We start from the raw sequence: 20,038 nt of genomic DNA, 5'->3' as shown, positions 1-20,038 counted from the left end.
TAAGGTGGTATGTAGCGGCTTGATCAGTGGGTTGTTCACTACCAAATTGGACGCTATGCACATGAAAACTGGGATGAAATAATGAAAGTGAAATTCTTAATCCTAATTGTCCTCATTATAGCTGGCTGCACGTATCGAGGGGCTTATGAAGGCATTCAAACTAGTAACAGATTCGAGTGCTCTAAACTTCCACTTTCTCAATATGATGAGTGTATGGAAAACGTTAATAAATCATATGATGAATATGAGCGTGAGCGAAAAGAAGCACTGGGGCAGTAATATTTTGGTGTAGCTAATTGTTTGATCTTGTCGTTGAAGTTTTAATGCATAACAAGGTGGTTCGCAAAGCTTGGTGTTTTCGTTTTGCTAAAGTATAGCCAAGCGTCGCTAACGCATTAATGCGGCATTACCACGCAAAAGCCTCATGAAAGCCATCGTAACCTCAGATATTTTCGGCAGAACTGTTGTTCTTGAACAGCTTGTCGAAAAGACAAGCCAAGACGCGTTAATTTTAGATCCATATGATTCTAAAAGGTTTAGTGAGGACCCAAAGAAGGGATTAACCCCATCCTCCGCCTTCCCTTTGAAGACAAAAGGGGAAGGGACTTGGTGATTTGTAGACGTTTCCTTCAATATTCGACGAGCTATCAACACATGAAAGTTTCGCTTTCATCGGCGCATCACGGTCGTACCTCCCTCATGTCGCCCTACGTCTTTGTTTTCCATCATTGCAATCCAGAGGAAGTCTGTTCGACGCGACGAAGTTGCGCGACCTTATGGCGTTTCAGAGTCATTAACGGAAAGCCCTTCTAATACCACCAAAAACAATCTATGCCTTTCGAAATAACTCGTGTTGCTGGACATAACCTTAACCAAAATAAATGAGACGTTTGGGCGATAGCCCGATAAAGAGACCTTTTGGTTACTTTTGTGCTTTTCTGAATTAAACAGAGGGCTAAAGTTACCCGCTCAGCAGAGCGGAATAAAGGTTGGGAATACAAAGTGTTTGAATGGAACCAAAAACAACCTCATCCTAGCCTTCCCCTTGAAGGAAGGGGAAGGGACAAAGCCCTTGTTACATTGGCTCAAACACCGAGCCTAAGCTCGGAACAAACAATTTATTGTACATGCGGCTGGCGTAGTCGTCGGTCATGGAGGCCATGTAGTCGCAGATGATGCGCAGTCCATTTTCTCCCCGCTCTTGGCTTTTCTGCCATTCGTTGGCGATTTCTCTTGGCAGTAATCGGCTTGGGTCGGCGGAGTAGGCTTCGAACATTTCCAATAGCATTTGCTGGCCTTTGTAGACGAGCATTTGCACTTCTGGGCGTTGGATAATGTGCTGCATTTCAAATTGTTTTAGTAGGTTTAAGGCTTGGCGTTGACCTTCTGGTAAACCGACTTGGAAGCGTAATAGCGGATGTTCAAATTGCTGCTTTTCGATTACTCGACAAGAGGTGATGAACCAGCTGACTAAGCTGCCGATGGCTTCTTTACGAAGGTGGCTTTGGCGGCTGAACAGTTGGGTTCGAATGTCGTTTAGGTTTTCAGCTAAAAAGGGTGAAGCCAAGGCGGCGAGTTTTGGTTCTAGGTGTTCGAGCCACATGTCTTTGGTGACCATGCCGAGGACGATGGCGTCTTCTAGGTCGTGTACGCCGTAGGCGATGTCGTCAGCGAGGTCCATGATGCTGGTGTCGAAGCTGGCGTGTTTAGCTTTGGCGTGGCCGTCTGGTTCGGTTTGGTTTACTTCTTGTAATAAGCTTTTGTCGGCTTGACTAAAGGGCTCGATGATCCAGTTTAGTAAGTCTTGTTCTTCTTGGTAGACGCATTTTGGTGGCGCCCAGTTAGACGCTTTGAATTGGCGGAAGTTGGCTGGTTTTTCTGGGTATTTACCAACCACGCTGGCGTGCAAGACGGGGTATTTTAAAATCCCCAATAAAGTACGACGGGTGACGTCCATGCCATAGATGGGCGAGTAAGACCCGCGTTTGCCGAGTATTCTTAGTGACTGTGCGTTGCCTTCAAAGCCGCCATAATTTTGCATCATATAGTTTAGAGCCACTTCACCGCCATGACCAAAAGGCGGGTGGCCGATGTCGTGGCTTAGGCAAACGGTTTCAATTAAAGCATCGTCAGCGAGCCAAGGCTGAAAGTCGGCGTCAGCTGGGGAGCTAAATTTAAGCTGATGAACAATGCCGTTGCCAATTTGGGCGACTTCTAGAGAGTGTGTTAAGCGTGTACGGCTATAGTCGTTTTGTCTAATGGCGAGGATTTGAGTTTTGGATTGTAGTCGACGAAAGGCGGCGCTGTGGATGATTCTAGCTCGGTCGCGTTGGTAAGGAGTGCGGTAATCGTTGTCGCGGGATTCTTGATGGCCGGATTGTCTTTCGTGCCAAGGTCGCATTGTGTCTTGTTCGGTTGTCATGCACTTAATCCACTTAGGTTAATAACTTTGAGTCTTTCATGAAAACACGATATAGGTCAATGTTCGTAAAATTGGCATTGGGCATAATGTAACCAACTATAAGGAATCTTTATGCTTAATACACAACATCTCATTACCTTTAGGTCGTTGGTTGAAACAGGAAGTTTTACTAAAACTGCGAAGCAGTTGGGTTTGACTCAACCTGCGGTTAGCCAACATATTCAAAAACTGGAGCGTGACTTGGGCGAGCCCTTACTGGTTCGACATGGTCGAGTAACGGACATGACACCCGCGGGTGAAGTTCTACTGCAGCACATAAAAGAGCTGGAAGCCTGTTACGAGGGGTTTATTGTTTCCTGGCAAAGTCACTTGGAAAGTAAATCGAATGACGTGTTCCAAGCCATTAAAAGTGCCTAATCATAGGTATCAGACACTTTTATTTTGGATTTAAAGAAAGTCGCGTTTATTGAGGTGAGGTTGGTATGAGGTTGGCAACGTGCAGACCACACTCCTTGTGTTCGGACTCTTCCCACCACCAGCGGCCTTCACGTTCGTGTTGGTTTGGTAAAATAGGGCGTGTGCAAGGTTCGCAGCCGATGCTGGTAAAGCCTTTCAAATGCAGTTCATTGTAGGGAACATCAAACATTTTGATGTAGTTCCACACGTCTTCAGAAGACCAATTAGCCAATGGATTGAATTTAAATAAGTCTTTTTCATCGGTACTAAAGGCACCGTCTTTTTCTGCAAAAGCGAGCACGTTACGGGTGCCAGGGCTTTGGTCTTTGCGTTGTCCGGTTATCCACGCATCTAATGTTGCCAGCTTACGTTTAAGTGGCTGTACTTTGCGGATGCCGCAGCATTCTTTGTGACCATCTTCAAAAAAGCTAAACAAGCCTTTTTCACGAATGAAGTTTTCGAGTGCTTCACGGTCAGGAGAAAGGATATCGATCTTAATATTGTAGTGTTTGCGCACTTGCTCCATGAAACGGTAGGTTTCGGCATGAAGACGACCCGTGTCCAGAGAAAATACGTGAATGTCTTTTTTTGCTTTGACTGCCATGTCAATTAGAACAACATCTTCCGCACCGCTAAAAGAGATGGCAATGTTGTCGAATTCTTTCATCGCGTTATGGATGATTTTTTGAGCTTCGTCTTCTTTGTTGTTAGCAATAAAAGACGCTAAATCAAATGCTGGCATAGGAAAGTTTACCGTGATCTAAGTTACGTTAGCTGTACCTTATCAATTTGTGCCAACGAAATAAAAGACGAAAGAACACTATCCTTATAATGCTTAATAAAGGTAATGGATAAAAAACCTAAAAACCGTTAACGAATGTGTCTGGCCAGCGTTTGATAAAGTCCGTAGAGTATGCCGGCGGTGACGCCCCAAATACGGATTTCTTCATAGTCGATTTCAAAGTAACCACGCTCTATGGTATCGAGCTTTTTTTGTCTAAAACGGTAATTTTGTGGTGTCAGTAAGTGTCGCAAAGGCACCCAATGGACAGATTTAACTTCTTCTTCACACAGGCTTAGTTCACTTCTGCGTGTCATTTCAGCGACAATGGGTTTGATGCAATAGCCTGAAATTGTGCAATATTCGCCCAGTTCGCCTAAGAGATCGAAACAGTCTGGTGACAGTCCAACTTCTTCCAAGGTTTCACGCAGAGCAGTGTATTGAATACTTGCATCATCTGGGTCATGTTTGCCGCCGGGGAAGGCAATTTGCCCTGGATGATTGCGCATATGAAGCGCACGTTGGGTGAGAAGTACATATAACTCACCATCCTCCGGCTCTCGCCAAATAGGGATGAGCACTGCCGCAGATCGGTATTTTAAATCATAACCACTAGGGAACATTTCCTCATCTGGGTTATGGATTTGTTGCGCGTAAGGTTCTCTGTCTAATGCAGCGCGAATATCATCCAAGCTCAGGTCAATGGGAGGAGCATTTAAAAAGTGCTCAATGTCAGACATGATACGGCCTATTTCAAAAAGTCTTGTTCTAGAGTATGGGTTAATTTGCCCACTTTGGTAAAGGTTTCTTGGTATTCTTCCTGACATTTCGAATCCGCGACCAATCCCCCGCCGGCCCAACAATGCAAGTTACCATGGTCGGCAACCAGTGTGCGGATAGTGATACTGGAATCCATTTGACCGTTTGCACTGAAGTAAGCGATAGAACCGCAATAGGCTGAACGTTCATGAGGTTCGAGCTCATCGATAATTTCCATGGAGCGAATTTTAGGCGCGCCAGTAATAGAACCGCCGGGGAAGCTTTGATGGAACACTCGAATCGCTTGGTCGGGCTGATCAATGCGACCTTCTACCGTGGAAACTAAGTGATGGACATTGGCATAAGTTTCTAAGGCAAACAGCTTAGGAACTTTGATACTGCCGGTTAAACAGGTTCGCCCTAAATCGTTGCGTAGCAAATCGACAATCATCAGGTTTTCTGCGCGATCTTTTTCTGACGCTAATAACCAATCTGCATTGGCTTTGTCCTCGTCTGGTGTTTTGCCCCGCGCGACCGTGCCTTTGATTGGTTTAGATTCTACTCGCCCTTGATCGCATAAAAGGAAACGCTCCGGCGAATGACTCAATAAACTTTGTTCTGGTGAGAATTCCATATACGCAGAAAACGGCGTTGGGCAAGCGTCCCGTAAAGCGTGATACGCCGTGAAGGTATCGCCTTGATAACGAGTGGAAAAACGCTGTGCCAAGTTGACCTGATAACAATCACCAGACTGAATGTAATCTTGAACCGATGAAAATTTCTGCGCGTATTCCGCTTCTGTCATGTTTGAAGTAAAGGGCGCTTCTAGGCTAAAAGGCTGCGCTTCGTTTAAATCATGTTTTACCAGCACATCATCACAGGCGCTGGTGAAGCGATTGATTAGATCAGCAACGTCTTCGGAAGGGCACCAAGGTGAAATAATCAATTGGGTGGTTTTTTCCTTGTGACAAGTCACCACTGCCCAGCCATAAAGCCCAATGCTCAATGTGTCTAACTGAATGTCGTGTTCAACTGTGTCCGGCAATTGCTCAACAAAGTGGCCGCTTTCGTAACCGTAATAGCCGAGTAAGCCGCCAACGAAGGGCAAGTCTTTTGGCGCCGATTTTGCCCAAGGTTCTTGGCAGATAAGGCTCATTAACTCATTCAGCAAGGTCATTAGATTGTCAGTAATGCTTAGATCATAAAGCGGTGTTGTGTACCAAGTAATGGGCTGGTTATTGTGAGCAGGATGAATGCGAGCGAGTGGGTTGGCAACTAAAATGTCGAAGTTGGTATCGGGGAAGTGTTCGTGGTTACTGTCGAGTAAAGCCGGATAGGGTAAGTCTCGTACAGCAGAAAAGAAAGACAGTAACGACGCCTGATACGGGAGATTTACTTGTTTGATTTCTGACATTTTTTTATCAATACCTAGTAATAGAGACCTTTGCACGACTACTGCGCTTGCCAATACTTTGTTAAAAATAGACTCGAAATGCTCATTTATAACCTATAAACTCGGCTTTGGCATCCTGCGTCGCTCTAATACCTACATCCATGTAGGTGTCTGCTTTCTCGTCTATTTTTTTTGCCTCGTCTTGTTTTCGCTCGTAACATCGTGCAAAGGTCTCTAATATACGTTTGTGTGTAGAGTGCGAGTAAGTGCAAACATTGTATTCTTTTAATAAAGGTTCTCACAGGTTAATTACAAGTGTCAGACATATTTTTTCTTTCTTTACCCAATGCTCGTATTGCCTATCGCCTTTACGAAAACCCAGAAGCACAAAGCGACCGAGCCTGCCTGTTATTGCATGGTGCTGGTGTGGCTGGTGAAATCACTTTTTCCCCGATGTTGCCGTATTTTACCCAATGGCGTTGGATGCTGGTGCCAGATCTAAAGGGCATGGGCGACTCTTTTCATTGTCATGGCGAAAAGGGCGAGTTTCATCATCACGGTGAAGAGGGCGCAGTGTCGATTGCCGAATTGACCGAGGAAGTTGAGGCGTTGCTAACCCATGTTAAATGGGACGACTTTGATTTGGTTGCCTACTCATTAGGCGGTCTGGTGGCGTTGAATCTCAATTATCAGCGTAGCTTGCAAGGCAAAAAGAAAGTGAAAATGGCGTTATTAGAGCCAGCATCTTTGGATCGTGAAGACTTATCCAACTTGATGGATGTACGCCAAAAATATCGCCATGCGTCGAAGTTGATTCGAGATACGGGCGATGTGGAACTAGGCGTAGCGAGTTTTATGGATGGCGTATCACCGAACCGCCGCAAACATCCGGTTGCGGAAGCCACCACTCAATCTCGACTCGCTCACCGACCTTTTGGTTTTGCTTATGCTTTGGATGCGGTGACAGACCATGTGGCGTTAATGGCGGAGGAACCTCATATTCGTCAGGCCATGATAGAAGCGTCTGAGCAGGTGTTTTTGTTCTCTGGAAAATTAAGTCACGAAGCCTTGCGCCAACATTACGATTTGTTGAGTGAGCAAAACACGGCTTGGCAACATAAAACCATGAGTGCATGTGATCATTCATTGCCCTTTCAAAAACCGAGACAAATTGCGAATCATATTAACAAATGGTTCACGACCGTATAGTCTAGAGCGGTTAGGATAAATTAAGCGGAACGGGCATGGATGTCTGTTCTGTTCAGTGTTGTTTAATATAAAACAAGGAGGTTTTCAATGAACCGTCAATACGGTTTCTCTCTGCTGGAACTGCTTTGTGTTCTGGCCATCTTGAGCATTTTAGCCCACGCAGGCTCGGCGCAATTTCTCAGCGTCAGCCAAAAAACCAAAGATAAAAACACCCTCAAAAATGACATGAAGCGTCTGGCAGATGCGCTTACGCAAGCTCGGCAATTGGCGGTAATTAGTGGTCAAACCAGCTTTTTGTGTGGCGGTTTGAGTTGCGATGGCGGATGGTCTTCAGGCTTTACCCTTTATCAAATTGAGCCAGATAGCGATGTTGAAAAACACTATCGCCAGATCGCGTTTGATCATGAGCTAGCAGTATCTTGGCGAGGTTTTCCGGTTAAAAAACAGCAAATAGAATTTCGACCTAATGGCTTGTCTGGTTACCAAAATGGCACCTTTGAATTTTGCTTGGGGGCTTGGCAAGCAGATTTGATTCTTAATCAAAGCGGTCGTTTTTACCTTACTAATCCACAAGGTATTGATTCAAAGGACTATGACTCACAAGGAGCAGGTGAAGAGCGATGCGGATGAATAGGCAGCGGTTAATAAAAAAATTGTCTCAGCCAAGATCAAAAGGCTGGATCATGCTCGAAGTGGTGCTGTGTTTGGCGTTATTTGCTGTAGTGCTGTTGGTTTTGCAACGTCAGAGCACTGTACAATGGCAATCGCTTCAGCAAGCGGAAGCGCAACGACAGCTTGATGAAAATCAACAGAAGCAAGCAGCAATGGCGCAGTTGACCGGATCAGTCGCTTGGCTTGATGCCCAGAATTCGCCTAACGACGTGTACCCTGATTGTCAGGCATGCAGCGGCAATGAACTTAAAAATTGGTTCCATGCCTCTCAACATTCTTTGTCTGAGTCAACGGTCTTAACCTTGAATGAAGAGGGCTCACGATGAATCAGCGACGTTATCTAAAAGGCAGCTTGTTGATTGAATTGCTGGTGGTTTGTGGTTTGATTGCGGTGTTTTTACCGTTTCTGGTAATTGCTATTGCGCGCATGCAAGAGCGTCACCTTTTGGCGCAAATCTATCAAGATCAACACACCATAAAGGCCGCTATTGATGCGCATTTTAAAGCCCAGTGGTCGCGGCTATTGCCTGCCAGTTGTGCGATTGATGAGTCGTTATATTTGACCATTGAATCGGGTATGTCTCCGCCAATGCGGCTGGTCACTCGTATCGTTGATAAATATTCAGATTGGCTACAGGGTGTCGATCACGGTTTGTGTCGTAGCTCAGTTACTGTCAGGAGTAACCCGATGGAAACCTCCATGGCGTGTCACTGGAAAGCCGGTGATAAAGCCAATTTCTCATCTTGTGAGTCGCACTATAAAGGTCAGGTGCTGAGTGTTTCTAGCAGAAAGAGCCAAATTAAATTAGCCGATGATCTTGCTGTTGGTCAGTCTGGCATTTTAGAAAGTGAAGACGGGTTTTATTGGTACGTATCTCAAGGCAAAGATGGCTCAAACGCATTATGGCGAACACCAGAAGAAAGCGGTAACTCGCTAGAGCTGTGGAATGGTATAGAGCGTATGGCGATTTTCCCTATGTTGGATAATAACCAAGATGGTTTGGTGGACACACTAGACACTCAATATGGGCGCTTTCCCTTAAAAAATCTGCGTGGTTTATGGGTCGAATATCAATATCGATTAAGTGATTGCCAAGTCGCTCGTGATGCCGAGTTTCTGGAAGAATATCACTCTATGCGCGGTGAGAAATGGCACTATTATTCACCTTGCCAAAGTGTCGGTAATCAAATAATCGCCTTATAAGATCGCTGCTTTTACAGTCTCAAGGATGAGATAAAAGTGTTAAGGGATAAATAAAATGGCTGCTTTTTTATTTCATGCGCAACGGGCTTGGGTGTCTTTGCCCATTATTGCTTTGCTATTGGCGATGTCTAGCTTGTCGATGCATTTTCAAGAAAGACTCAAGGCATCCTATAAATGGCGTGGCCAAGTGAATGAAGTGGAATTAGATCAGAAAATTTGGACGGATTTTCATCAAAACTTAGTTGCGTCTCCAGGTTTTGCATCGGCCATAGCGAGCGAATGTATTGGCTTTTGCGATCTGGGCAAACCTATTCAGGAAAAGACATGGCAAAAAGCCAAGCAACTTGTGCATTATCGCTGGGAAAGTTACGAGTCTTTGCCAGACGACGCTGACAATACAAAAACCTTCTACCGACTCTGCGCCACGCAAAACCAGCAAGAGTATCGATGCTGGTGGTGGCGAGAAGACAGGTTACTGTCAAACGGTTGGGTTAGTGTTTCTGATTGAAGGCTTTTAAATGTTCCGCACTGCAAAATGCACGCGCTTCTTGGTCATGGATTGCATGAGAACGCGGCATGAAGGTTTTGCATTCTTCACAGCGAACCATACTTTCTTGGGACTCATCCTTTTTGGTTGAATCCTGTTTTTTAGCTTTCGCAGGCGACTGACTGCGTTTAAAAGCGACAAATTGGCGGTACAACCACCAACCAATAAAGAAAATAGCAACAAAAACGATCAAACGTACGATCATATACTTTACCTAGCTTGGGTTATTCCAGACAATAACGGGCATATTCTAACAGAGTTCACGAGATAGCAACTGTATGACATTACGAATTGCAATGGCCCAGCTGGATATGCTGGTCGGAGACATCACAAAAAACACTCAATCCGTTATTGATGCGGCGAACAAAGCCCGTGATGAAGAACGCGCGGATGTGGTGGTTTTTCCTGAATTAACCTTAACTGGCTATCCACCAGAAGACCTACTGCTACGTTCCAGTTTGGATCAGCGTATCGAATCTGCCTTGGCAAAATTATTGGCCGAGATTCGCGATATTTACGTGGTCGTTGGTTATCCTCGTCGAATCGATGGCGAACTGTTTAACTGCGCTGGCGTGATTTACCAAGGTGACTTGCTGGTGGAATACGCCAAGCAGAAACTGCCTAACTTCCTTGTGTTTGATGACAAGCGTTACTTTAGCGAAGGCCGCGAAGCGGGTCTTGTGGATATCAAAGGTGTTACCGTTGGCTTAAGTATTTGTGAAGATATCTGGCACCCAGAGCCGATTGCCCAAGCCAAAGCGGCTGGGGCAGAACTGATTCTTAACTTGAACGCCTCGCCTTACCACATTGAAAAAATGGGTGAGCGCGAAGAATTGCTTCACCAGCGTGCGACCGAATCGACATTACCCATTGTCTATGTGAACTACATGGGCGCGCAGGACGAATTAGTCTACGAAGGCGGCTCGTTTGTGGTTAACGCAAAAGGCGAAAAAATCATGCAAGCGCCTTGGTTTGAAGCCGGTCTGTTCTGTATCGACATGATCGTTGACGAAAGCCAACCAAACAAAGTTGAGCCTGTGGCTGGTGTCATAGCGCAAACATTGGATGTAGAAGCCAGCGTTTACCAAGCCATGGTGCTTGGCTTGCGTGACTACATTACTAAAAACCGTTTTAAAGGCATTGTGCTGGGTTTGAGTGGCGGAATCGACTCAGCCTTGTCTTTGGCTGTCGCAGTAGATGCCATCGGCGCAGATCGTGTTCAAGCTATCATGATGCCTTACACTTATACGTCTTCTATCAGCTTGCACGACGCCGAAGAAGAAGCCAATTTGTTAGGCGTGAAATACAGCGTCTTGCCGATTGAATCCATGGTATCGGCCTTTACCGACGTACTAGCCCCAGAATTCGAAGGCTACGCCAAAGACACTACCGAAGAAAACCTACAAGCGCGTACTCGTGGCGTGACCCTAATGGCGATTTCTAACAAGAAAGGCTACATGGTACTAACCACAGGCAACAAGAGTGAAATGGCTGTGGGTTATGCCACACTTTATGGCGACATGGTTGGTGGTTATTCCGTTTTAAAAGACGTCTTCAAAACACTCGTCTTCAAACTTTGCCGCTACCGCAATACCTTGGGCTACGTGATTCCTGAACGCGTTATCACGCGTCCACCTTCCGCTGAACTCGCTCCAGATCAAAAAGACGAAGATTCCTTGCCAAGCTACGACATCCTCGATGAGATCTTACGTATGTACATCGAAGAAGATCAAAGCGCAGACGCTATCCTAGCGACTAAGAAATTCGACCGCGACACTGTGTATCGCGTACTTCGACTTGTCGACGTCAACGAATACAAACGTCGCCAAGCACCAACCGGTGTTCGTATTACTGCTCGAGGTTTTGGACGAGATCGTCGTTACCCGATTACCAATGGTTGGCACATCGGGGAGTAGCGCTTTTAAAAAAGCTTTCAAAACGTGTTTTTGCGCCTTCTCTTTGAAAAAAGAGAAGGCGTTTTCTTTGGTTTCCTTTCAAACGCTTTGTATTCCCGACCTTTATTCCGCTCTGCTGAGCGGGCTAGTTCCTTCCCCTTTCTTCAAGGGGAAGGTTAGGATGGGGTTGCTCTTTGGTTTCCATTCAAACGCTTTGTATTCCCGACCTTTATTCCGCTCTGCTGAGCGGGTAACTTTTATCCAGATCCATAAAAGTAACCAAAAGGTCTCTTTGTCGGGCTATCGCCCAAACGTCTCATTTGCTTTGTTTAAGGCAGCGTTTAGCAAGACGACTTTTATTGTAAGGCATGGATTGTTCATTCGGTGGGAGGTAGATGGTCAAACAATAACTCTGAAGCTCCATAAAGTCGCGCAACTCCGTCGCGTCGAACTGACTTCTTCGTAGCCAATCGTCTGCAAATTTATATCCGATACCGTAATGCCAGTCGTAGGGCGGATGAGGGAGGTAAGACCGCTTTCTGTAACATAAGAGTGCCGTTGAAAGCGAAGCCTTCATTATTCCCACTAAGTCTCCTGCATAGATACGTCATTCCCCACAAGGGGACAAGTGCCCGCGAAGGCGGGAATCAAGGTCTTATAGACTAAGATGCATTCTCTTTGAAGTTGAGCCGACTTCATTTTTGGATGAAAGTTAAAGCACAATTTATGTGTGCATATACAGTTTATTTTTTAAATGATCCATTATTGGAACGGTTTGCCTAATAAATAATCACAGAGTTGCGTGTTTTGTACTGGCGTTAAGCAAGAAAGTCTAATAATATCAATGACTAAGGATATCGGTAGCAGAAATACCCCGCTGTGGATAAAGACTAAACGCGCATGCGCACTATTAAACTGTTATGAGCTATAGAGAAATTGAGCATGGACGAAAGAATTGACTGTAATAAATGTGGTAAAAAATGTACCCCTAGGCTATGGCATTTAAAGGGAGGTTTTTTCCTTAGAAAGCGGATTCAGCATTTATGCCCATATTGTGGCTCTGTAATGTATGAGTCAGGTGGTGGTGTTGGTCTAGGCGTCATCGGTCTTGGGGTGCTGTTTGCTATCTATGCCGCATCCGCCTTTAATCAATGGGCAAATAAAGATGAAATTGCCGCTCAACGGCTGAAGGTGGAGATAAAAGAATTAAAAGAAAGAGTCGAAGGGGACGAACACGAGGTTTCTATTCTTGTCGAGAAAACTCAAGGTGGTAAAAATCCTCAACTATTGAAGCAGCTGGATGGTAAGTCTGAGAAATTGGAAAAGCTTAAAAGCCTGCTCAATAAAAAAATATCGACGCTTAAATCAGCTAATGGCTCATAACAAAGCCAGTCATTTGACCGCCATTCCGGCGCCTCGCGCCTACATGCCAGCAAATGCTGGCATGTAGGCGGCGTTGATGCTGTTTTTCTTGAATTAGAAATTCTACAGGCTCGTTATGTTTAATCAGCTCTACGTAGTTAAATAAGGAAATTAAAATGAAGTACTTAATAGCGTTACCAATGATTTTAGCGCTTTTAGCAGGATGCCAATCAACCGGCGAGCTTACATCTGTGTCTCAAATCAAGCCGGGAGTGGCGAAAGAAGGTTCGCTTGCAAATGCAAAATTAATCTCGGATGCTACTGAAGGCTTGGAGCAGTTAGTCGGAGAATCTATTGAAGCTCCTAATTTACTAAAGTTTGTTATTCAGCAGCCAGTTGGAGAAACAGGATCCCGCTCTTGGAGGGAAATGTGGATTGTTAAAAAACAGAACTCTCAAACTCAGTATCTAATCACATTTAAAGAGGCGGGCTTAGGAGCAGCAGACTTTCAAATTGAACCAATGAGCAGTGCATCTCAAAAGGCTGAATGTCCAAAATCGGTTAGCAGCTTTAAAGAAGGACAGTCGAATAAATTCATTTTAGAGTGCTTGGGTGAACCAGATAATATCGACAAAAATCCTGATGGCCGTTACATCTATTTTTACTATGGCCCTAAAGGTGTAGTTTTAACTTATCTATTTGATACAGATGATGAACTTATTAAATTCAGTGCGTATCAAGACACAAATTAAACATAACAAATGCATTAAACCTCACAGTGTTCGTGCGGACATCTACTCGTTGGCTGGCGCTTCGCGCGAGTTTAGCCAACAAGTAGCTGTCCTTTATGCAAAACGTTAGGCGATCAATGCGAATGAGCACAGAACCATTTGCTATCAAAGATGAAGGTGTTGCCCACCCAATTGCGGGCAGCTGGCGATCTATCTTTCAAGAGGTGGTAAAGGCATTTGCCAAAGGAGATTTTGAGCTGTCTCGGGGAGTGCCTGGAGTTGAGCCGGTTGACACTGATATTGCCTCACAGAACCGGGAATATGTCCGGGAATATGGCGAAGTGTTGGTGGAGCTTCCGGAGACAACATGGGGCACATCTTGCGCTCATTGGATGGGATCGTATTGGGAAGTTTTAATTGACCTATATACCGAGAATGAAGGCTATAGTGATCTTGTTCTGACGGGCCGTATGAGTGAGCAGAACGGTAAACCACAACTTACAGTGGGGCTTATCTATGTTCCGTAGCACATTCGAGTCCCAGCGCCTAATCAACCAAGGCAGTGGGACGCTATGTGGCCATTGATAACGAATTTTTGAACATTCAATTTATGTTTGAAGAGCTAATTATTTTGTTCGAATCAAAGTTAAGTGTGCGTGATCAATATTTAATGTGGGTGTCTTGGTAAGCATTTTACACCGATGAACCTTTTGATATGGTTTTTGTTGGTGAGGCACTGAAAAGGCATGGTTACTTTGTTTTTGAGATCGATGGCTTGGTAAAAATAGTGGAGGCGCAAGAGGAGTACATTTTATGAAAAGGGAATACATGTATCGGTTAATGAAGAAGGATATATTTCGGTGTCTGGGTTAGTTGTCTCTTATTCAACTAACATTGTTGACGGTGCTGGCACCAATGTTGGTTGGATTTACAAAGGAAATAATAATGCCTGGGAGAGAGTCGATCATCAAGACGAATGCCCTTGCAACAATACACTTAGACACCAGTTGCAGTTTTCATTACTAAGAATGCTGAATGCAGCGATAAAGAATGAAGAGTTTATTACAGAGGGCGCTTATTGTTACAGGCATAAAAATGTCCAGTCTGCCTAACAAGTCAAGGCTACCGGACGCTTCGTGCCGCAGCTTGAAGCGTTATACTTTTGGGGGGAGTATATGGAAGTATCGCTTTATAGCGCAAAAGGTTCTAATAGCTCTGAAAGAGTGGAGTGGGTCCTCAATTTTAAGGGTATAGGTTACGATAGAATTGAGATCAGCTCTGATGAACTATCGACAACATACCTAGATATAAATCCTTTCGGTTATGTCCCATCTCTTAGTGTCGATGGTTCGGTATTTTCTGAATCAATGGCAATTATTGAATATTTGGAAGAACGCTTTCCTAATCCGGGTTTATTTGGCAAAAATCTTAATGAAAAAACGCACATCCGCAGGGTTTGTGAGTACGTAAATTCCAGTATTCACTCTCCCCAAAATAGAACAGTATTAAGATTCATGCGTCCGGAGTTAGATGAAACATCAAAGCGCGAACTTCGGGGGAATTGGATTATGCGATGCCTAGAAAAGTTAAGTACATCGATCTGCTGTGAATCAGGATTTGCAGTTGGTAATATCTTTAGCGTAGCCGATATATTTGTAGCTTCAATCTATAAAAAAAGCGTTACAACATGGTTGTGCGGGAAACGACTTTTACGACCAGCACTTGATGTACATAAGGGCAAATGAAAATGTCGTGGTTTCAGAACCACAAGCATAACAAACAACTCAAGTGGATTCTCAACGCATGGCGGTTTGGACTTCGCAGCCTTTGTCTGAATCAGATGTAAAGGCCCTGTTCTCAGATTTTGAAATAGTCAGGTTTTTTGAGCGTGATGGGAAAGCCAAAACCTCATTGGGTAGAGTGAAGCATTGGCATACGTATTCTGTAGTCGCGGTGAAACGAAGAGAGCAAGGTGTTCAAGTAGGTCTTCAACGGTCGGCGCTATAGTTCTAGCGCCTTTGTTTTGGCTGCTGATCTAAGTGTTATGCCTTCTATGGAAAATTAGAAAATGATGGATGAAAACAAGGATGTCTGGCTTCAGTATTATGAAAAAGCATTATCTCGCCCTCACTTAAAACGTACTGAGCTTGCGGCTCGACTTAATGAGTCAAACCTTAAAGTGGCCACAGATTGCGGTTGTGGGGCAGGTAGTGATATTCAGTATCTAGAGCAGCAGGGTTTTCAAGTTTATGGTTTTGATAGTAATCCTGAATCTGTAGCCATTTGTCGAGATAGGTTTGCTTCAAAGTCGTTAGTGCAAATATCAGAGTCTTCGTTTGAGTGTTTTGATTACCCTAAATCTGGTGTTGTTATCGCAAACTCAAGTTTGTTTTTTGCTGACCCAAATTACTTTGATACGACTTGGAGCAGCATTAAATCCTCAATTGAAGTTGGTGGAGTATTTGCTGGTGACTTCATGGGCCTGAAAGATAGCTGGGCTAAAAACTACCGTAGTCCGACATCGCCTTTGTCTGAATCAGATGTAAAGGCCCTGTTCTCAGATTTTGAAATAGTCAGGTTTTTTGAGCGTGATGAGAAAGCCAAAACCTTATTAGGTAGAGTGAAGCATTGGCCTACTTATTCTGTGGTCGCGGTGAAACGAAGAGAACAAGGTGTTCAAGTAGGTCTTCAACGGTCGGCGCTATGGCTTTAGTGCCTAAGTTTTAGCTACTCAACTTAGCGTTAGGCACTTTAATTATGAACCTCACTAAAGGAAGTAAAGTGGTCGTTGTATTAGCAGTGCTTTCAATAGCGTTGTTTTTATACATGCTTTATTTTCGTGCTTTCATATATGCTGACATGTATATCGCGCCAGACGATCCTTACGGTATATCAGACATCATTGAGCTCTTGCTTGGAGCTGTGTTTATTCTATTATCACTTGTTTCGGGCGTTGTCTCTTTAGCTTTATTTATTCGTGGCGCAACACAATCTAAAGTTTTGGCTGTCGGTCTAGTTGTCACTCATGCAATTATGTATTTATCGTTTACTTCAATGCATGCTCTGGCAGCAAGCTATGGTTCAGCGTAAGAAGATTAGCCAACCTTTCCGCAATAAAAACGATCTGCTCGTTTCGTTCCGCGTCAGTCTAAAGTCGCGATTTACAAAATGAAAGCTTCGCTTTTTCAGCGTCAGATCACCTCGTTCCTCGTCTCATCAGACCTACGTTCTTTGGTTCCTATTATTGAATACGCTATGAAGTTAGTTCGACGTGTTTTCTATTAGAGGGTCGATTGCGCGATTTTATGGCGTTTCAGGCGCATTGTTTGACGGTCTATCTCCGCACAGTGAAACAATCTATGCCTTACAATATAACGGAATTATGTCTGTATCTGATTTCGCCCTGCTTGTTTAGCGCGATACATTTTTTGGTCTATTTCTACCAAAATGCTTTCTAAAGAATGATTGTCACTAAATTCGGATAGGCCGAGACTAATGGTAATGTTAATTTGCAAAGGAAAATTATGTAATTGGATAGCTGAAAACACATTCTCTGCAATGTTTAGCGCCATTGTTTTATCTGTATTTGGGCATACGATAACAAACTCTTCGCCACCCCATCGTCCTAATGTGTCTGTATCACGAATCGCTGCCTTGACGACTTGAGCAAGCCTTATTAGAACCTGATCCCCCACGTCATGCCCAAACGTATCATTCACATGCTTGAAGTGGTCTACATCAAACATAAGCACGCTAAAGGGATGTTGATTTTGCTCATAACTACTGACTTCGGTATGAAGTACTTCCATCATTTTGCGACGGTTTGCAATCGAGGTTAACTGATCGGTATGAGAAATAGTACTAAGCAGGGTGTTTTTGTCTTTTAACTCAATGTTCTTCTGAATTAATGCTTTTTCAGTGAGCTTCTCAATGGCTTCCGATATCTTACCTATTTCGTTCTTGGGAAACACATATTTGCCCAATTCATCTTTCCCTTCGGTAATTTCTTGTACCCTTTGTTGCAATCTTTTCAGAGGTAAAATCAGGTGTCTACTTAATATATAACTCATCAACCAAGTCGTAAAAAGAGACCCTATGACTATCATCAACAAAGTTAATGTAATGGTTTTTACAATCGGTTGACGAATATCAGCTAAATTAACTTCAGTAACAACAATCCAGCCCAACTCATCAATACGATCAAAATGAGCCAGTTTTTTCTGATCGCCATTGTTGTAAGAAAGGCTGCCTGAAGCATTCATTTTCTTTGGTAAATGAGAAAGAATTTGTTGATGAAGTGTATCGGGGAGAGTTTCATCGGGATGAATCAGTATTTTACCCTGAGTATCCATGACAAAGTTGTATATAGTCGGATACTTTTCATCCCGAATGGCCAGTGCTTTAACAATGGCATCCATTCCCGCATCAATGGAAATAACACCAACAATCTTGTTATCTGCGTCTAAAAGTGTTTTACCAAACGAAACCAACCACTTTTTAGAGTTAATATCTTGATAAGGAACACCTTCGGAAATTAGTGGGTTCGACTTGATTGCTGCCAGATACCAAGGGCGAACGGTGGCATTGAAATCTGCAGGTGCGGTGTAATTATTAATCAGCAAGGAACCATCTTCATAGCCAGCAAAAATGTAATGTATGTTAGGTATGGTGTTTTGCAGTATCTCAAACAGACTCAGAATTTTTTCTTTGGTTTCTTGCTCACGAAAGCGACTATGATCAACACCTGAAGCAGAGCTGCCAGTGTATTCAACGGCTTTGCGTAAGGGGGCAACATAGCCATCTATCAGCGTTGTGACAGACCTATTTTTATTACGAAGTACTGATTCAGCGTTATCTATACCTTGCGTATACAAAAGAGAAGCAATAGAAATACTGATAATAACAATGGTGATCAAAGCTAAGGTTGTTGTGATAGCAAAAATTTGGCGATGTAACTTTGAAAACTTTTTCATATAAAATGGTAATAAGCTCTATTATCTGCTTCGGACACAAAGTGCTCTTTAGAAGGTTTTTCGATTAAAAATCGTTCGATATTGTCAAAAGGAACTTAGCTTGTCTACCTATATTTCGGATCTTAGCGGAACACTAACTTAACCTCCGCTGTACTCGCAAAATGGGAACTGGTCTCTATGAATGGCAGCATTGCGGTCGTCACTGGTTTTGACATCAAAGTTGTCGTGATAGACATTTTCTTCAATGTCAGTAGAGCGGAATAAAAGGTCGGGAATACAAGGTGTTCGAATGGAGCCAAAGAACAACCCCATCCTCCGCCTTCCCCTTGGAAAACAAAAGGGGAAGGGACTAAGCCCCGTTCAACAGAGCGGAATAAAGGAGCTACTTACACGATGAAAGCTTCGCTTTCAACGTCAGATCACGCCTCGTTCCTCGTCTCATCAGACCTAAGTTCTTTGGTTTTCCAGCATCGGGTTTCCAAAGTTGTCCCTTCGACGCAATCCCGATTGCGCGACCTTATGGAGTTTCAGAGTCATTGTTTGACGGTCTATCTCCCTCCGAATAAACAATCCATGCCTTACGATGTAACGAGCGTAGGGGAACAATCATGGTCCTACACAGAAAAGCAGGCATTAAAGATCTTAAAGAGACCTTTTGGTTACTTTTGCGGATCTGGGCAAAAGTTACCCGCTCAGCAGAGCGGAAAGAAGTTTACGAATACAAAGTAATTGAGAAGAAACAAATATACCTGAAGAACCAAGGAACAACCCCATCCTCCGCCTTCCCCTTGGAAGATAAAAGGGGGAGGGACTAAGCCCCAAATCGCCAATGGCGAAACCCTAATGTAATAACCCATTAATACCTTTTCTCTTTCTCTAGCTGTTACAACATAGGACGTTTTAAACAAATCAGGAGAAGGTGTCATGTCGAATAAAAAAATCTTAATGATCACGGGTGATTTCACGGAAGATTACGAAACTATGGTGCCGTTTCAGGCGTTGATGAGTGTCGGCCATACGGTGCATGCGGTGTGTCCAGATAAGAAGTCTGGCAATACGGTGGCGACGGCGATTCATGATTTTGAAGGAGATCAAACCTATACGGAAAAACCGGGGCACCGTTTTGCGTTGAATGCGACTTTTGCCGATATCAAGGTAGAAGATTACGATGCTTTGGTGATTCCTGGTGGTCGAGCGCCTGAGTATCTTCGTTTGAATAAAGCCGTGGTTGTTATGGTTAAGCATTTCTTTGATAACAATAAACCGGTGGCGGCGGTGTGTCATGGTGCGCAGTTGTTGGCCGCGGCGGGTGTGTTGGAAGGTAGGAAGTGTTCTGCTTATCCTGCGTGTCAGCCTGAGGTGGAGCTTGCGAAAGGGGAGTTTATGGATATTCCCGTGGATCAAGCGGTGACCGATGGTAATTTGGTAACTGCGCCTGCGTGGCCTGCGCATCCTGCTTGGCTTGCTCAGTTTTATGTCTTGCTAGATAAATAACAAGCTGAGAGTTGATGAGTACATTGGGACGGATTTGATTTTGTCATGAGGCAGTAAAAGTTAAATTCGTCCGACTATTTTTCCTTTTCATCAGCTAGACTGTTTGCATTGAGTTATTTCATTCCAATAATAAAAAACGT

The 20,038-nt window shown here is 44.0% G+C and carries 23 protein-coding genes; 16 read left to right on the top strand and 7 right to left on the bottom strand.

The annotated features are described in order from the left end of the window. Window positions 1-1,075: 1,075 nt before the first annotated feature. Complete coding sequence (locus tag KDW99_RS13720; RefSeq protein WP_255825491.1) at window positions 1,076-2,422, bottom strand: anti-phage deoxyguanosine triphosphatase; 1,347 nt, start codon at window positions 2,420-2,422, stop codon at window positions 1,076-1,078. Between the two features lie 111 nt (window positions 2,423-2,533). Between KDW99_RS13720 and KDW99_RS13715 the strand changes: the two genes are divergently transcribed. Next, on the top strand, window positions 2,534-2,839 hold the full coding sequence (locus KDW99_RS13715; protein ID WP_255825489.1) for a LysR family transcriptional regulator: 306 nt from the start codon (window positions 2,534-2,536) through the stop codon (window positions 2,837-2,839). A 46-nt stretch (window positions 2,840-2,885) separates the two neighbouring features. On the opposite strand, the gene KDW99_RS13710 is transcribed toward KDW99_RS13715, so the two are convergent. The 3 genes from KDW99_RS13710 to pabB form a co-directional block, all read right to left on the bottom strand. Continuing rightward, complete coding sequence (locus tag KDW99_RS13710; protein ID WP_255825487.1) at window positions 2,886-3,620, bottom strand: phosphoadenylyl-sulfate reductase; 735 nt, start codon at window positions 3,618-3,620, stop codon at window positions 2,886-2,888. Between the two features lie 128 nt (window positions 3,621-3,748). Next, the gene (locus tag KDW99_RS13705; protein ID WP_255825485.1) at window positions 3,749-4,399 is read right to left on the bottom strand and encodes an NUDIX hydrolase; all 651 of its coding nucleotides are present in this window, start codon (window positions 4,397-4,399) and stop codon (window positions 3,749-3,751) included. Between the two features lie 8 nt (window positions 4,400-4,407). After that, window positions 4,408-5,832, bottom strand: coding sequence for an aminodeoxychorismate synthase component I (gene pabB / locus KDW99_RS13700; RefSeq protein WP_255825484.1), 1,425 nt, complete (start codon window positions 5,830-5,832; stop codon window positions 4,408-4,410). Between the two features lie 294 nt (window positions 5,833-6,126). On the opposite strand from pabB, the gene KDW99_RS13695 reads away from it, so the two are divergent. From KDW99_RS13695 to KDW99_RS13675, 5 genes are all read left to right on the top strand, one after another. Further along, window positions 6,127-7,020, top strand: a complete 894-nt coding sequence (locus KDW99_RS13695; protein ID WP_255825482.1) for an alpha/beta hydrolase — start codon at window positions 6,127-6,129, stop codon at window positions 7,018-7,020. Between the two features lie 87 nt (window positions 7,021-7,107). Next, the gene (locus KDW99_RS13690; RefSeq protein WP_255825480.1) at window positions 7,108-7,650 is read left to right on the top strand and encodes a GspH/FimT family pseudopilin; all 543 of its coding nucleotides are present in this window, start codon (window positions 7,108-7,110) and stop codon (window positions 7,648-7,650) included. Continuing rightward, window positions 7,641-8,018 carry a hypothetical protein gene (locus KDW99_RS13685; protein ID WP_255825478.1) on the top strand — a complete coding sequence of 126 codons (378 nt, stop codon included), beginning with the start codon at window positions 7,641-7,643 and terminating at the stop codon, window positions 8,016-8,018. The genes KDW99_RS13690 and KDW99_RS13685 overlap by 10 nt, the downstream gene beginning before the upstream one ends. Beyond that, window positions 8,015-8,896, top strand: a complete 882-nt coding sequence (locus tag KDW99_RS13680) for a type II secretion system protein (RefSeq protein WP_255825476.1) — start codon at window positions 8,015-8,017, stop codon at window positions 8,894-8,896. Before KDW99_RS13685 ends, KDW99_RS13680 begins: the two co-directional genes overlap by 4 nt. 55 nt (window positions 8,897-8,951) lie before the next feature. After that, window positions 8,952-9,404: a hypothetical protein gene (locus KDW99_RS13675; RefSeq protein ID WP_255825474.1), complete on the top strand. Its 453-nt coding sequence runs from the start codon at window positions 8,952-8,954 to the stop codon at window positions 9,402-9,404. Here the strand turns inward: KDW99_RS13675 and KDW99_RS13670 are convergent. Further along, window positions 9,388-9,648: a PP0621 family protein gene (locus KDW99_RS13670; protein WP_255825472.1), complete on the bottom strand. Its 261-nt coding sequence runs from the start codon at window positions 9,646-9,648 to the stop codon at window positions 9,388-9,390. The genes KDW99_RS13675 and KDW99_RS13670 overlap by 17 nt on opposite strands. 73 nt (window positions 9,649-9,721) lie before the next feature. On the opposite strand from KDW99_RS13670, the gene KDW99_RS13665 reads away from it, so the two are divergent. The 9 genes from KDW99_RS13665 (at window position 9,722) to KDW99_RS13625 (ending at window position 16,521) form a co-directional block, all read left to right on the top strand. Further along, window positions 9,722-11,359 carry an NAD+ synthase gene (locus tag KDW99_RS13665; protein ID WP_255825470.1) on the top strand — a complete coding sequence of 546 codons (1,638 nt, stop codon included), beginning with the start codon at window positions 9,722-9,724 and terminating at the stop codon, window positions 11,357-11,359. Between the two features lie 921 nt (window positions 11,360-12,280). Next, a complete protein-coding gene (locus KDW99_RS13660) occupies window positions 12,281-12,721 on the top strand; it encodes a hypothetical protein (RefSeq protein ID WP_255825468.1) in 441 nt (146 codons plus the stop codon). Between the two features lie 155 nt (window positions 12,722-12,876). Beyond that, entirely contained in the window at window positions 12,877-13,452 is a 576-nt protein-coding gene (locus KDW99_RS13655) for a hypothetical protein (RefSeq protein WP_255825466.1), read from the top strand. Between the two features lie 122 nt (window positions 13,453-13,574). Further along, the gene (locus tag KDW99_RS13650; protein WP_255825464.1) at window positions 13,575-13,958 is read left to right on the top strand and encodes a DUF7668 domain-containing protein; all 384 of its coding nucleotides are present in this window, start codon (window positions 13,575-13,577) and stop codon (window positions 13,956-13,958) included. A gap of 333 nt (window positions 13,959-14,291) precedes the next feature. Next, complete coding sequence (locus tag KDW99_RS13645; protein ID WP_255825462.1) at window positions 14,292-14,543, top strand: hypothetical protein; 252 nt, start codon at window positions 14,292-14,294, stop codon at window positions 14,541-14,543. A gap of 63 nt (window positions 14,544-14,606) precedes the next feature. After that, on the top strand, window positions 14,607-15,176 hold the full coding sequence (locus tag KDW99_RS13640) for a glutathione S-transferase family protein (protein ID WP_255825460.1): 570 nt from the start codon (window positions 14,607-14,609) through the stop codon (window positions 15,174-15,176). 58 nt (window positions 15,177-15,234) lie between these two features. Beyond that, on the top strand, window positions 15,235-15,438 hold the full coding sequence (locus KDW99_RS13635) for a hypothetical protein (RefSeq protein WP_255825458.1): 204 nt from the start codon (window positions 15,235-15,237) through the stop codon (window positions 15,436-15,438). Window positions 15,439-15,499: 61 nt separating this feature from the next. Further along, window positions 15,500-16,144, top strand: a complete 645-nt coding sequence (locus KDW99_RS13630; protein ID WP_255825456.1) for a class I SAM-dependent methyltransferase — start codon at window positions 15,500-15,502, stop codon at window positions 16,142-16,144. Between the two features lie 44 nt (window positions 16,145-16,188). Then, window positions 16,189-16,521, top strand: coding sequence for a hypothetical protein (locus KDW99_RS13625; protein WP_255825454.1), 333 nt, complete (start codon window positions 16,189-16,191; stop codon window positions 16,519-16,521). 290 nt (window positions 16,522-16,811) lie between these two features. On the opposite strand, the gene KDW99_RS13620 is transcribed toward KDW99_RS13625, so the two are convergent. Together KDW99_RS13620 and KDW99_RS13615 are read right to left on the bottom strand one after the other, a co-directional pair. Beyond that, window positions 16,812-18,404: a sensor domain-containing diguanylate cyclase gene (locus KDW99_RS13620; RefSeq protein WP_255825452.1), complete on the bottom strand. Its 1,593-nt coding sequence runs from the start codon at window positions 18,402-18,404 to the stop codon at window positions 16,812-16,814. Window positions 18,405-18,542: 138 nt separating this feature from the next. Continuing rightward, window positions 18,543-18,716: a hypothetical protein gene (locus tag KDW99_RS13615; RefSeq protein WP_255825450.1), complete on the bottom strand. Its 174-nt coding sequence runs from the start codon at window positions 18,714-18,716 to the stop codon at window positions 18,543-18,545. A 612-nt stretch (window positions 18,717-19,328) separates the two neighbouring features. Between KDW99_RS13615 and KDW99_RS13610 the strand changes: the two genes are divergently transcribed. After that, window positions 19,329-19,898, top strand: a complete 570-nt coding sequence (locus KDW99_RS13610; protein ID WP_255825448.1) for a DJ-1/PfpI family protein — start codon at window positions 19,329-19,331, stop codon at window positions 19,896-19,898. Window positions 19,899-20,038 lie beyond the last annotated feature (140 nt).

This window comes from Marinomonas rhizomae (assembly GCF_024397855.1).
Classification (GTDB): domain Bacteria; phylum Pseudomonadota; class Gammaproteobacteria; order Pseudomonadales; family Marinomonadaceae; genus Marinomonas; species Marinomonas rhizomae_A.
Note: the sequence above shows the minus strand (reverse complement) of the source record. Positions and strands in the feature narration are given on the sequence as shown.